Raw genomic sequence first — 13401 nt, forward strand, 5'->3', positions numbered from 1 at the left:
CACTACAAAACAAAGTGGGAGCGAGCTTGCTCGCGAAGGCGGAGTGTCAGTCGACATTTTCGTTGACTGAAAAAATGCTTTCGCGAGCAAGCTCGCTCCCACAGGGGATTAGCGATGTGGCGGTTAGCGCACGCTGCTGGTGAAGCTGCTCGCGCCGACCAGTTCGAGGACAATGTCATCGCCCACGTTCAGCGGGCCAACGCCCACCGGCGTACCGGTGAGGATCACGTCACCGGCCTGCAGCGAGAAGCAGCCGGCCATGTGCTGGATCATCGGCACGATCGGGTTGAGCATCGCGCTGCTGTTGCCGTCCTGGCGGACTTCGCCGTTGATGGTCAGGCGAATGCCGATGTCGGTCAGGTCAGCAAAGGTGCTGCCGACCACGAACGGCGCGATCACCGCCGCGCCGTCGAACGACTTGGCGATTTCCCAAGGCAGGCCTTTGGCTTTCAGCTCGGCCTGTTTGTCGCGCAGGGTCAGGTCCAGCGCCGGGGCAAAACCGGAGATCGCGTCGAGCACTTCTTCACGGCTCGGTTTGGTCGACAACGGCTTGCCGATCAACACAGCGATTTCCGCTTCGTAGTGCACCGAACCGCGTTCGGTCGGAATGGCGAAACCGCCCTCCAGCTCGACCACGCAACTGCCCGGCTTGATGAACAGCAACGGCTCGGTAGGTACCGGGTTGTCCAGTTCCTTGGCGTGTTCGGCGTAATTACGGCCAATGCACACGACTTTCCCGATCGGGAAGTGGATGCGCGTGCCGTCGACATACTGGTGCTGATAGCTCATTTACCGACTCCTGCCTTCATTGATTCATCAAAGATTGCCGCTCAAACCGCGAAGATCTTGCCCGGGTTCATGATGCCGTTCGGGTCGAACACCGCTTTCACCGCTTTCATGTACTCGATCTCAACCGGCGAGCGGCTGTAGGTCAAGTAATCGCGCTTGGTCATGCCGACGCCGTGTTCGGCAGAGATCGAGCCGTTGTACTTCTCGACGGTTTCGAACACCCACTTGTTGACGGTCGCGCACTTGGCGAAGAACTCGTCCTTGCTGAGGTTATCCGGCTTGAGGATGTTCAAGTGCAGGTTGCCGTCGCCGATGTGGCCGAACCAGACGATTTCGAAGTCCGGGTAGTGTTCGCCGACGATCGCGTCGATTTCCTTCAAAAACGCTGGCACTTTCGACACGGTAACCGAGATGTCGTTTTTGTACGGTGTCCAGTGCGAGATGGTTTCGGAGATGTACTCGCGCAGCTTCCACAGGTTCTGCAACTGGGTTTCGCTCTGGCTCATCACGCCGTCCAGCACCCAGCCCTGCTCGACGCAGTGCTCGAAGGTTTCCAGCGCGCTGTTGGCCACCTCTTCAGTGGTCGCTTCAAATTCCAGCAACGCATAGAACGGGCAATCGGTTTCGAACGGCGCCGGCACGTCGCCACGGCCCATGACTTTCGCCAGGGCCTTGTCGGAGAAGAATTCAAACGCGGTCAGATCGAGCTTGCCCTGGAAGGCGTGCAGCACCGGCATGATCGAGTCGAAATCGGCAGTGCCTAGGACCATTGCGGTAAGGTTTTTCGGCGCGCGATCAAGGCGCATGGTCGCTTCTACGACGAAACCGAGGGTGCCTTCAGCGCCAATGAACAGCTGGCGCAGGTCATAACCGGTGGCGTTCTTGATCAGGTCCTTGTTCAGTTCCAGCACATCGCCCTTGCCGGTGACGACTTTCATGCCCGCGACCCAGTTGCGGGTCATACCGTAGCGAATCACCTTGATCCCGCCGGCATTGGTGCCGATGTTGCCGCCAATCTGGCTGGAACCTGCCGAGGCGAAGTCGACCGGGTAGTACAGGCCTTTGTCTTCGGCAACGTTCTGCAAATGCTCAGTGACCACGCCCGGCTGACAAACGGCGGTGCGGTCGGTGAGGTTCACATCGAGAATCTGATTCATGTAGTCGAACGAGACGACCACTTCGCCATTCGCCGCCACGGCAGCGGCGGACAGCCCGGTGCGCCCGCCCGATGGCACCAGTGCCACTTTGTGAGTATTGGCCCAGCGGACCACGGCCTGCACCTGCTCGATGGTCTTGGGAAACACGATGGCGCTGGGCGCCGGGGCGAAGTGCTTGGTCCAATCCTTGCCGTACGCATTCAGGGAGTCGGCGTCGGTCAGGACCTTGCCGGGCTCGACCAGGGTCTTCAGTTCATCAATCAGGGCAGGATTGGTCATCGACAGAACTCTCGAACAATTCATGGTCATCCTGAGAACGCTTCACGTCGCAGGAATGAGTGTTTAGCGGGGAGGCTATGCTAGCATATCGACCCCGCAGGACAGTGCCCAAGGCCAGATCCGCGGAGACGACTTTCTTGTCGTCCGGGTCAGCGTCTGTTGACCATTTCCTGCCATTTTTCTCCGGGATACAGGTTTACGCAGATGAGCAAGACTTCTCTCGATAAGAGCAAGATCAAGTTCCTTCTTCTCGAAGGCGTCCACCAATCGGCTGTCGACGTCCTCAAGGCGGCGGGCTACACCAGCATCGAATACCTGACAGGTTCCTTGCCGGAAGCCCAGCTCAAGGAAAAGATCGCTGACGCTCACTTCATCGGCATTCGTTCGCGCACCCAACTGACCGAAGAGATCTTCGATCACGCGAAGAAGCTGGTCGCAGTCGGCTGTTTCTGCATCGGCACCAACCAGGTTGACCTGAGTGCTGCCCGTGAGCGCGGTATTGCCGTGTTCAACGCGCCGTACTCCAACACCCGCTCCGTTGCCGAGCTGGTGCTGGCCGAAGCGATCCTGCTGCTGCGCGGCATCCCGGAGAAAAACGCTTCCTGCCACCGTGGCGGCTGGATCAAGTCCGCAGCCAACTCCTTCGAGATCCGTGGCAAGAAACTGGGCATCGTCGGCTACGGCTCGATCGGTACGCAGCTGTCGGTTCTGGCTGAAGGTCTGGGCATGCAGGTGTACTTCTACGACACCGTGACCAAACTGCCGCTGGGCAACGCCACTCAGGTCGGTAACCTCACCGAGCTGCTGGGCATGTCCGACATCGTCACCCTGCACGTTCCGGAAACCGCTGCGACCCAGTGGATGATCGGCGAGAAGGAAATCCGCGCAATCAAGAAGGGCGGCATCCTGATCAACGCTGCTCGTGGCACCGTGGTCGAGCTGGACGCCCTGGCGGACGCGATCAAGGACAAGCACCTGATCGGCGCGGCCATCGACGTGTTCCCGGTGGAGCCACGCTCCAACGACGAAGAGTTCGAAAGCCCGCTGCGTGGCCTCGACAACGTGATCCTGACCCCGCACATCGGTGGCTCGACCGCCGAAGCGCAAGCCAACATCGGTCTGGAAGTGGCAGAGAAACTGGTCAAGTACAGCGACAACGGTACGTCGGTTTCGTCGGTGAACTTCCCGGAAGTGGCCCTGCCGGCTCACCCTGGCAAGCACCGCCTGCTGCACATCCACGAAAACATTCCGGGTGTGATGAGCGAGATCAACAAGGTCTTCGCCGAAAACGGCATCAACATCTCCGGTCAGTTCCTGCAGACCAACGAGAAAGTTGGCTACGTGGTGATCGACGTCGACGCCGAATACTCGGATCTGGCGCAAGAGAAGCTGCAGCACATCAACGGCACTATCCGTAGCCGGGTTCTTTTCTAAGAACAGCTACAAGCCTCAAGTTGCAAGCGGCAAGTGATGTTCGCTTTTGCTTTGACTTGAGGCTTTCAGCTTGAAGCTTGCAGCTGTAAAAAAAGGGAGCCCCGAAGGGCTCCCTTTTTTTATTCGACGTTGACGGTGATTTTCTTCGAGACGATGGGCGGGTCGAATGCCATATGACCGCTGTCGCCAAGTTCCAGCTGCAAGGTGTGTTTGCCCGGGGCGAGCTTGATGTCAGCCTGGGTCTGCGCCTTGCCGAAGTGCATATGGTTGGCATCGGTAGGGACGACCGAACCGGCAGGAACAATTTCCTTGGCGTCGATCAGCAAGTGATGGTGACCGGTGTTCTTGGTGACGTCACCGGCCGGTGCCAGCGCGACGTCCTTGGTGCCGAACTTGACGGTAAAAGTCTGCGAAACCGTGGCCCCGTCCTCGGGAGAAACGATGAACACTTCAGCGCCTTTGGGGGCCGGTGTCGCCGCACTGGCCAGCACCGAAACGCCCATCAGCACACCCGCGAACGCTGCACGTGACATAAAGCTTTTCATTTTCTTCTCCAGTTTTTCCGTAAAATCCGCACGGTCATGACAACTTCATGACCATTCGTTGTCGAAGGCACTCGACAACCATAGCAAAGCGAGCCTGAATCAGAGGGTCGCGATAATGATTTCAAAGGAGTGACCATGCGCTTTCTGCCTGGCCTGATCTGCCTGCTACCCCTTTTGAGCCCTTTGGCTCACGCCGAACTGATTGATGACGTCAACGACCGTGGCGAGCTGCGCATTGCCCTTGAGGCTAATACACCGCCCTTCAATTTCAAGGAAGGCGACACACTCACGGGGTTCGAGGTCGAGCTTGGGCAACTGTTGGCCAACGAACTGGATGTGCGCGCTGACTTCATCGTCACTGACGAGGCCGATCTGCTCCAGGGCGTTGAGAGCGGCAAGTACGACGTTGCGCTCAACCACATAGCACTGACACCCGAACTCAAGGATCGTTTCGACTTCAGCGAGTCTTACGGCAAGGTCGATTCGCAGTTGCTGGCAAAGAAGGATGAGCAGCCACGGCCGATGGTGCTGGTGCAGGCGCTGACTGAAGAGAAGCCGAAAGCGGCGGAGCCGGTCGAATTGGCGATTCCGTTTCAGAAAGGTAATCCGGCGTTTCAGGCCAGCCTTGCGAGCGCGATGCAGCGGATCAAGGCGGATGGGCGTTTGGCGGCGCTGACTGAGAAGTGGTTGAAGCCTTAAAAGCCCCTCACCCTAGCCCTCTCCCAGAGGGAGAAGGGACTGATTGGGGGGATGCTTGAGAGGTACGCCGACTTGGGATTGCTATACCGAATCAAAAATCGACTGGTTATGGCTGTGTCGAATCCATAATCGATCAGTCATGACTGTGTTGAATCCATAATCGCCAAGGTCTTTCAGGTCGATGAATAGCGCCAGACACTTCGGTCGGCCCCCTCTCCCTTCGGGAGAGGGCTGGGGTGAGGGCAACGATTGCGGATCAGTCCAAACCCGCCAAAGCCACCGCAGCCTCAACCAATTCAAGCTCGCTGAACACCTGCACACCGTGGCGCTTGAGCAGCGCAGCCGTCACGCCCTCGCCACTGACTTTGACACCACTGAACGTGCCGTCATAGGTCAGTAAGTTGCCACAGGAGGGACTGTTGGCTTTCAGCACTGCCACACGAATCCCGTGCTTCTGCACCAGCTCCAGCGCCTGCCGCGCACCATCGAGAAATTGCGCACTGACATCCTCGCCCTCAGTGGTGATCACCGCCGCGACACCATCCAGCACTTCACCACCCTGCCCGCCCGGTATCTCCGCCGCTGCCCGTGGCGTCGGCAAACCACCGGCGACTTCCGGACACAACGGCACCACCCGCCCTTCTGCAATCCACTGCTCCAGCAGATCAAACGGCCCACTCGCGCCACCGTCATAACGCACGCGGTGGCCCAACAGGCAGCGGCTGACCAGAATCCTGTCCATGTCAGAACGGCTCGTTGCCACGGCGACGAAACCAGCCGGTCAGCGACAGGCGCTCGCGGTTCGCCGGCAGCACTTCATGAGGTACTTCACCGGAGAGAAACACCACCAGACAACCGCCCGTAGGCTGCACGTCGTGAACACGCTCATCATTCAGATACATGCGCAACTGACCGCCATCCTCCGGCAGCCATGCGTCATTGAGGTAGACCACCACCGAGACCATGCGCTTGTCATCGTCACGAAAACGGTCGACATGCCGGCGATAAAACGCACCCGGCGGGTACAGCGCGAAATGGCATTCGAAGTCTTCAAGACCGAGGAACAAGCCACGGTTGAGCGCCTCGCGCAGGCTCTCCATCAGGTTCAGATAGCGGTCGCTGGCCTCAGCCTGCCCCGGGTCGATCCATTGAATGTGGTCGCCGCGTATCCCTTCGCGGATCTCTGAAAAAGGCCCACGCCCCACCGCCGCCGGCGCCAGCTCACCCTCGGCTTCACGTTTGCGGCACTCAGCCGCCAGCTCGCGGGTCAAACCGGCGGGCAGGAATATGTTCTGCTGCGACCAGCCGTGTTCGGCCAGGTCATCGACAATGCGTAACAGCAGTGGGTGTTCAGAGGATATTTGCATGGCGCGCATAGTATGTCGGCGACAAGAAATCCGACAGAGCCGCGCGGCGGCTTGCTACGAATTCTCGACAAGTACCGGCACCGCACGGAGAATAGTCCGCTGCTGACAGGAGTCCCTATGCGCCGTTTGCTTTTTTCACTGTTGATGTTCTGCGTGTTGCCCGCTTGGGCGGACGGCCACGATCAGTTGTACAAGGTCGCCGGCTGGCCAGATCAACGTGCGCATTTCAATGACGCCCTGAGTGCCGCGCAGCAGCGCTATCAGAACAGCCTGCCGCCCGCCGTGTTCCAGGCGCTGGTGAACAACAGCAACCAGCGCTTTGCCCCGCAGGCTGTGGATCAACGCGCTGAAGCGCAACTGCGGCAGAAGCTTGCCGACCCGAAACCGGCGCTGACCTTCTTTCAATCGCCACTGGGCAAGAAAATCGTCGCCGCCGAACTGCTCGCGACCCGCCGTGATCAATTGGCGAAAAATGCCAAGGGTCTGCCAAAGATGCAGGCCAGCGACAGCCGTCTGCTGATCATTGGTCACCTCGCTCAGGCGCTGCCAGCGCGTGAAGCGGGCGCCGAAGTGAGCCTGGCGATTGCCGGCGTCGCGGCGGACAGCCTGAGTTCGATGATTCCGGGGCTGCTCGGTGGCGGTCAGGCGCAGGGCATGCTCAATGGTCAGCGCCAGCGATTGATGGATCAGATTGGCGCGGACATGAACAACACGTTGCTCTACGTTTATCGTGATTTGTCGGATGAAGAGCTGGAAGAGTTTGCGACGTTTGCCGAATCGGCTGAGGGCAAGGCTTATTACCAGGCGGCGCTGGCGGCGATTCGGGCTGGGTTGGCGGTCGGGCAATAATCTTCAGAGCCTGATAGGCCGCCATCGCTGGCAAGCCAGCTCCCACAGTTTTCTTGGGTGTTCACAATATTCGTGATCGACACTTAACCCTGTGGGAGCTGGCTTGCCAGCGATAGAGCCCTCACCAACGCTACAGATTCCGGCCCCTGATGCGCTTGCTCAGAAACTCGAAATACTCCTCACGCATCTCCACCGTCTCATTCGCCAGATGATGCCGCGCCTCGGCCAGCAGCAGAATCTGCGGTCGATCGAACTTCCACTTCAACACCTGCAAATTGTGCTGCCAGTCCACCGTCATGTCCGCCTGGCCCTGAATGATGAGTGGCCGTCGCGGACTTTTTTTCGCGTGCTCGACGCGGATGATCCAGCGCGACAATGCCCCGACCCATTTCGTCGGCAAGCGTCGCGGCTGTAACGGATCGGTCTGGAGAAACGGTAGAAAATCCGGATCGTTGGAATTCTCACTGAAGCGTCGCGCGACACCTCGAACGAAAGGCCGGAGCAAGTAATAACTCAGTTGCGACCAGCCCCACGCCCGTGGCCGCACCAGCGGCGCAAGCAAAATCACCTGCCCCTGCGCGGGGCTGTTTTGCGCGTGGTTGAGCAAATGATCGACGACAATCGCGCCGCCGGTGCTCTGCCCAAACAAATGCCACGGCTGCGGCAGCGCGATCGATTGCGCCTCGGCGAACAAGGCTTGCAGAACGTCCTGATATTCCGAGAAGTCGCGAATGCTCGCGCGCGGCCCGCTCGACAGGCCATGACCCGGCAGGTCGCAGGCGATCACGGCAAAGTCCTGATCCAGCGCCCACTCGATCACATGCCGATAGAGCCCGGTGTGATCGTAATACCCGTGCAGCAGAAACAGCGTCGCCTTGACCTTCTCCGGCCACCAGCAATGGCTGACCAGTTCGTAGCCATCGACCTCGAAACGGCCCATGCCACGCCAGACATCACGCTCGGGAAAATCGGTCTGATAAAAGCGCTGATACGCCTTGGCCTCGTCCGACAACGGCTGCCACTCGGCCAAAGGCTTGAGGCTGGCGCGGATCTGATCGGGGTCGAAAGTGGCAGGCATGCGGGAATTCCAAAACGGTAAACAGACTTTATCGGCCTGCGATATTCATCTGTCGTGGCAGACATGGCAAGCTAGCCCACCTTTTCGGGATCGAAAACCATGCGTTCGCCCTACCGCACCGCACTGTTTGCCAGCCTGCTCGCGCTGATCTGCGCCGGGGTGCTGTGGGCGGCATACGACTGGTTTCAGGGGCGTTACCTGCGCGCATTCAGCGAACACACAGCGGTTTTTTCCGGCGATCCACTGCGCCTGCCGGAGGATCTCGCCGGGCCCGGGCCGATTCGTCTGGTGCACTTCTGGGATCCGGCCTGCCCCTGTAACGTCGGCAATCAACAACACCTGACCGAGATGGTCGAGCTGTTCAGCGCCAAGGGTGTCGAGTTTTTCGCGGTGCAGAAAACCGGCAGCCACGGCCAGTTACCCGCGACCCTCAGCAGCCTGAAAACCATCACCGTATTGCCCGGCTCCGAACAGGTTCCGGCCAGCCCCGCCGTGGCGATCTGGGACCGCAGCGGCAAGCTGGCGTACTTCGGCCCGTATAGCGAAGGCCTGACCTGCAACTCCAGCAACAGCTTTATCGAACCGATTTTGAATGCCCTGACGCAAGATCGTCCGGTCAATGCCACGCACACCCTGGCGGTCGGTTGCTACTGCCCGTGGCCGGTGGAGGCGCAGTAAGGCATTCCGGACTTTTCAAGGACAGCGCTGCACGGCACAGAAGGTCTGTGCTAATTGTTTGCAGCCCGACGGGCGGCAATTCCGCCTGCACAAGGAGTCACCATGAAGCGCGTGTTCACCGTTCTTGCCTTGCTCATCGTTGTTCTGCTCGCCGGCGCCGGCTGGTATGTCTACAGCAAACAACCCACGCGCCAGGGCCAGGTCGAACTGCGCAACCTGCAAGGCTCGGTGACCGTGCGCTACGACGAACGCGGTGTGCCGCACATCCGTGCCGAGAACGAAACCGACCTCTACCGCGCCCTCGGCTATGTGCATGCCCAGGATCGGCTGTTCCAGATGGAAGCCATGCGCCGCCTCGCCCGGGGCGAACTGGCTGAAGTGCTCGGGCCGAAGCTGCTCGACACCGACAAACTGTTCCGCAGCCTGCGCATCCGTGAACGCGCGACCAGTTACGTCGCCAGTCTCGATAAACAGTCGCCGGCGTGGAAGGGCCTGCAAGCCTACCTGGATGGCATCAACCAATATCAGGATACTCGCGCTGCGCCGATCGAGTTTGACGTGCTGGGCATCCCCAAACGCCCGTTCACAGCCGAAGACAGCATCAGCGTCGCCGGCTACATGGCCTACAGCTTTGCCGCGGCGTTTCGAACCGAGCCGCTGCTGACTTATGTACGTGATCAACTGGGCGCCGATTACCTCAACGTCTTCGACCTCGAGTGGCAGCCCAAAGGCGTGCTGGTCAACGGTCACGCCAAGCCAGCGCCGGCCCTCGCCGCTGGCGACTGGAAAGACCTCAACGCCCTCGCCCGCCTCAGCGAACAGGCGCTGATCGACAACGGTCTGCCACAGTTCGAAGGCAGCAACGCCTGGGTCATCGCGGGCAGCCGCAGCCAGAGCGGCAAACCGCTGCTGGCCGGTGATCCGCACATTCGCTTCTCGGTGCCGTCGGTGTGGTACGAGGCGCAACTGTCGGCGCCGGGTTTTGAGCTGTACGGCCATCATCAGGCGCTGGTGCCGTTTGCGTTTCTGGGGCACAACCTCGACTTCGGCTGGAGTCTGACCATGTTCCAGAACGACGATCTCGATCTGATCGCCGAGAAGGTCAACCCGGACAACCCGAATCAGGTCTGGTATCGCGGCCAGTGGACCGACATGCTCGTCACCCAACAGCAGATCAACGTGAAGGGCCAGTCACCGGTGACCCTCACCCTGCGCCAATCGCCTCATGGCCCGATCGTCAACGATGCACTGGGAACCGCTGCCGGCAAGACGCCGATCGCCATGTGGTGGGCTTTCCTCGAAACGCCGAACCCGATCCTCGAAGGCTTCTACCAGCTCAACCGCGCCGACACGTTGGCCAAGGCCCGCACCGCAGCGGCCAAGGTGCAGGCGCCGGGGCTGAATCTGGTTTACGCCAACGCCAAGGGTGATATCGCCTGGTGGGCCTCGGCGTTGCTGCCCAAGCGTCCGGCTGGAGTACGTCCGGAATTCATCCTCGACGGCAGCAGCAATCAAGCGGACAAGGACGGCTTCTACCCGTTCAGCGCCAATCCGCAGGAAGAGAACCCGGCGCGCGGTTACATCGTCTCGGCCAACTTCCAGCCGCTGTCACCGACCGGCATGGAGATTCCCGGTTACTACAACCTCGCCGATCGCGGTCAACAGCTCAACCGCCAGCTCAGCGACAAGAGCGTGAAGTGGACCAACGAGGCCAACCAGAAACTGCAATTGGGCACCGCCACCGATTATGGCCCGCGTCTGCTGGCGCCATTGCTGCCGGTATTGCGTGAGGTGGTCAGCGATCCGGCGCAACTGAAACTGGTCGAGCAACTGGCGCAATGGCCGGGCGACTATCCGCTGGATTCGGTCAGTGCGACGGTGTTCAACCAGTTTCTCTACGACCTGGCCGATGCAGCGATGCGCGATGAGTTGGGCAATGACTTTTTCGACACCTTGCTGTCGACGCGGGTGATCGACGCGGCGCTGCCGAAGCTGGCGGCAAACGCCGACTCACCGTGGTGGGATAACCGCAACACGCCGAACAAGGAGACCCGCGCCGATGTCGTGCGCACAGCGTGGCAGGCGAGCATGCAGCACTTGAAGCTGACCCTGGGCGATAACTCTGCCGAGTGGAAATGGGGCGCGGCGCATACGCTGACTCACGGCCATCCGTTGGGACAGCAGAAGCCGCTGGATCGGATTTTCAATGTCGGGCCGTTTGCGGCGCCGGGCAGTCATGAAGTGCCGAACAACCTTTCCGCACGGATCGGTCCTGCGCCTTGGCCGGTGACCTACGGGCCTTCGACGCGGCGCTTGGTGGATTTTGCCGATCCGGCGCATGGGTTGACGATTAACCCGGTCGGGCAGAGCGGTGTGCCGTTCGACAGCCACTATGACGATCAGGCTGAGGCGTATGTCGACGGGATCTATGTGCAGGCGCATTTCAATGCCGAAGAGGTGACGGCGAATACGCGCAGTACCTTGAAGTTGTTGCCTGCGCGGGCGGCGCCTTAAAAGCCCCTCACCCTAACCCTCTCCCAGAGGGAGAGGGGACTGACCGAGGTGTCTTTTGTCATACATCGACCTGGAAGAGCGGTGTCGATTATGGATTCACAACCGATCGCTCAGGTCGGTGTATCTCGTCAGTATCCCCCAATCGGCCCCCTCTCCCTCTGGGAGAGGGCTGGGGTGAGGGTCAAACCATCACCGCAAAATTCAGCCGAAACTGCTGCGGCGTAACCCCCAGCCGCCGGTTGAACACCCCGCGCATATGCTGCGCATCGCGAAACCCACACTGATACGCCACGGTCTTCAACGGCGCTGCAGTACTTTCCAGCATCACCCGCGCCGCATCCACCCGTGCCCGTTCGACGAACTCTGCCGGGGTGATTTTCGCTTCCCGGGCGAATACCCGGGAGAAATTACGCGCACTCATGTTCGCCGCATTGGCCAGGTCGGCAATCGTCAGGTCGCCAGTGAGATTGGCCAACACATACAGCTGCACCATCGCCACCGCCGATGTCGGCTCTGCGTGCGGCGTGAGGAACGGGCTGAACTGCGACTGGCCACCAGACCGCTGGGTGAACACCACTAGCCGTTTAGCCACGCTCAGCGCCACTTCAGCACCGTGATCACGCGCCAGCAGATACAGCGACAGATCAATTCCCGCCGTGACCCCGGCCGAGGTGTAGAGCGCGCCGTCCTCGACATACAAGCGATCGGCTTCGACCTGCGTCGCCGGACACAACTGCGCCAACGCCTCGGCATCGTTCCAATGGGTGGTGACAGTGCGCCCCTCCAGCAATCCCGCCCGTGCCAGCATGAACGCACCGTTGCAAATCGAGCCGAAACGCTGCGCCCGTGAGCAGGCCTCGCGCAGCCAACCGTCGAACGTCGCGCCGAAATCCATGAACGGCAATTGCGGCCCACCGGCGACCAGCAGCAGATCGTAGGCGCCGAGCGCTTCGCTGAAATGCCGATGGGCATTCAGGTTCAAACCACTGGAACAGGCCATCGGGCCGTGTTCGACGCCGATCACTTCGAGCCGATAGTGATCCTCGGGCGCCAGGAACCGGTTGGCCTCGGCGAACACATCCATCGGGCCGCTGACATCCAGCGACTGCACGCCGGCGAACACGACGATGGCGACGGTTTTGGTCATGGCGGCAAAGCTCCTTTGTGTCTGTGAGCCGAGTTGGCACGATTTGCAGGTCGATTGGCAAGGATCGCAGCCATGCATCGATTGTCCCCTTTCAGCGTCGGGAACAGACTTTCCCCATCAGCGCCACAACGGCGTTTCAGTGAGGAAACTTGCCATGACCACCGCCATCGCCGGCATCAAAATCCCCGACAGCGCCCTCGCCCGGGCCACCACCGAATACATCCGCGACATCGAATCCGACCTGCTCTACCACCACTCGCGCCGGGTCTTTCTGTTCGGTGCATTGAGCGGCGAGCGCCAGCAACTGGCCTACGATCCGGAACTGCTTTACGTCGGCGCGATGTTCCACGACCTCGGTCTGGTCGAAGGTCACCGCAGCGATGACGAGCGTTTCGAAGTGGACGGTGCCAACGCGGCGGCGGCGTTTCTCAAACCGTACGGTCTGAGTGATGACGACATCGAGCAAGTCTGGCTGTCGATTGCCCTGCACACCACGCCAGGTGTACCAAAGCATCTACGCCCGACCGTGGCGCTTGTGACCGCCGGTGTGGAAATGGACGTGCTGGGTATGGATTACGCAGCCTTCAGCACCGTGCAGCGTGAGGCGGTGGTGCATGCGCACCCGCGTGGGGAAGGTTTCAAGGAGTGCATTATCTGCGCGTTTGCCGATGGCTTGCGCCATCGTCCGCAGACCACGTTCGGCAATGTGAAGACTGACGTGCTGAAGGATCAGGAGCCGGGGTTCAAGCCGATGAACTTTGTTGAGGTCATCCGCCAATCTCCCTGGACTTGAATACCAACAAAAAACCTGTGGGAGCGAGCTTGCTCGCGAATGCGGTGGGTCAGCCGACATTTCAGTCGACTG

The 13401-nt window shown here is 60.2% G+C and carries 13 protein-coding genes; 6 read left to right on the forward strand and 7 right to left on the reverse strand.

Annotated elements, in window-relative coordinates; translation table 11 throughout:
• Positions 1-123: 123 nt before the first annotated feature.
• On the reverse strand, positions 124-789 hold the full coding sequence (locus ACZ0A4_RS22535) for a fumarylacetoacetate hydrolase family protein (protein WP_008085293.1): 666 nt from the start codon (positions 787-789) through the stop codon (positions 124-126).
• A gap of 41 nt (positions 790-830) precedes the next feature.
• Complete coding sequence (locus tag ACZ0A4_RS22540; protein WP_463576423.1) at positions 831-2225, reverse strand: FAD-binding oxidoreductase; 1395 nt, start codon at positions 2223-2225, stop codon at positions 831-833.
• 204 nt (positions 2226-2429) lie between these two features.
• Between ACZ0A4_RS22540 and serA the strand changes: the two genes are divergently transcribed.
• Positions 2430-3659: a phosphoglycerate dehydrogenase gene (gene serA / locus ACZ0A4_RS22545; RefSeq protein WP_053124806.1), complete on the forward strand. Its 1230-nt coding sequence runs from the start codon at positions 2430-2432 to the stop codon at positions 3657-3659.
• A 119-nt stretch (positions 3660-3778) separates the two neighbouring features.
• Here the strand turns inward: serA and ACZ0A4_RS22550 are convergent, their stop codons facing one another.
• The gene (locus ACZ0A4_RS22550) at positions 3779-4204 is read right to left on the reverse strand and encodes a DUF4399 domain-containing protein (RefSeq protein ID WP_397484414.1); all 426 of its coding nucleotides are present in this window, start codon (positions 4202-4204) and stop codon (positions 3779-3781) included.
• Between the two features lie 135 nt (positions 4205-4339).
• On the opposite strand from ACZ0A4_RS22550, the gene ACZ0A4_RS22555 reads away from it, so the two are divergent.
• A complete protein-coding gene (locus tag ACZ0A4_RS22555) occupies positions 4340-4903 on the forward strand; it encodes a transporter substrate-binding domain-containing protein (protein ID WP_463576424.1) in 564 nt (187 codons plus the stop codon).
• Between the two features lie 256 nt (positions 4904-5159).
• On the opposite strand, the gene ACZ0A4_RS22560 is transcribed toward ACZ0A4_RS22555, so the two are convergent.
• A complete protein-coding gene (locus tag ACZ0A4_RS22560; RefSeq protein ID WP_463576425.1) occupies positions 5160-5645 on the reverse strand; it encodes a 2-thiouracil desulfurase family protein in 486 nt (161 codons plus the stop codon).
• Position 5646: 1 nt separating this feature from the next.
• A complete protein-coding gene (locus tag ACZ0A4_RS22565; RefSeq protein WP_007913869.1) occupies positions 5647-6279 on the reverse strand; it encodes a 2OG-Fe(II) oxygenase in 633 nt (210 codons plus the stop codon).
• Positions 6280-6387: 108 nt separating this feature from the next.
• Here ACZ0A4_RS22565 and ACZ0A4_RS22570 point away from each other — a divergent pair, with 108 nt between their 5' ends.
• A complete protein-coding gene (locus tag ACZ0A4_RS22570) occupies positions 6388-7119 on the forward strand; it encodes a DUF2059 domain-containing protein (RefSeq protein ID WP_122596629.1) in 732 nt (243 codons plus the stop codon).
• A 130-nt stretch (positions 7120-7249) separates the two neighbouring features.
• Here ACZ0A4_RS22570 and bipL read toward each other — a convergent pair whose 3' ends face one another.
• Complete coding sequence (gene bipL / locus ACZ0A4_RS22575) at positions 7250-8197, reverse strand: phospholipase BipL (RefSeq protein ID WP_463576426.1); 948 nt, start codon at positions 8195-8197, stop codon at positions 7250-7252.
• Positions 8198-8296: 99 nt separating this feature from the next.
• On the opposite strand from bipL, the gene ACZ0A4_RS22580 reads away from it, so the two are divergent.
• Complete coding sequence (locus ACZ0A4_RS22580) at positions 8297-8875, forward strand: DUF6436 domain-containing protein (protein WP_463576427.1); 579 nt, start codon at positions 8297-8299, stop codon at positions 8873-8875.
• 102 nt (positions 8876-8977) lie between these two features.
• Entirely contained in the window at positions 8978-11389 is a 2412-nt protein-coding gene (locus ACZ0A4_RS22585; RefSeq protein ID WP_463576428.1) for a penicillin acylase family protein, read from the forward strand.
• 181 nt (positions 11390-11570) lie between these two features.
• On the opposite strand, the gene ACZ0A4_RS22590 is transcribed toward ACZ0A4_RS22585, so the two are convergent.
• Positions 11571-12536, reverse strand: coding sequence for a GlxA family transcriptional regulator (locus ACZ0A4_RS22590; RefSeq protein ID WP_463576429.1), 966 nt, complete (start codon positions 12534-12536; stop codon positions 11571-11573).
• Positions 12537-12690: 154 nt separating this feature from the next.
• Between ACZ0A4_RS22590 and ACZ0A4_RS22595 the strand changes: the two genes are divergently transcribed.
• Positions 12691-13329: an HD domain-containing protein gene (locus ACZ0A4_RS22595; RefSeq protein WP_463576430.1), complete on the forward strand. Its 639-nt coding sequence runs from the start codon at positions 12691-12693 to the stop codon at positions 13327-13329.
• The last annotated feature ends 72 nt before the right edge of the window (positions 13330-13401 follow it).

The sequence above is a fragment of the Pseudomonas sp. AC172 genome, from assembly GCF_979258595.1.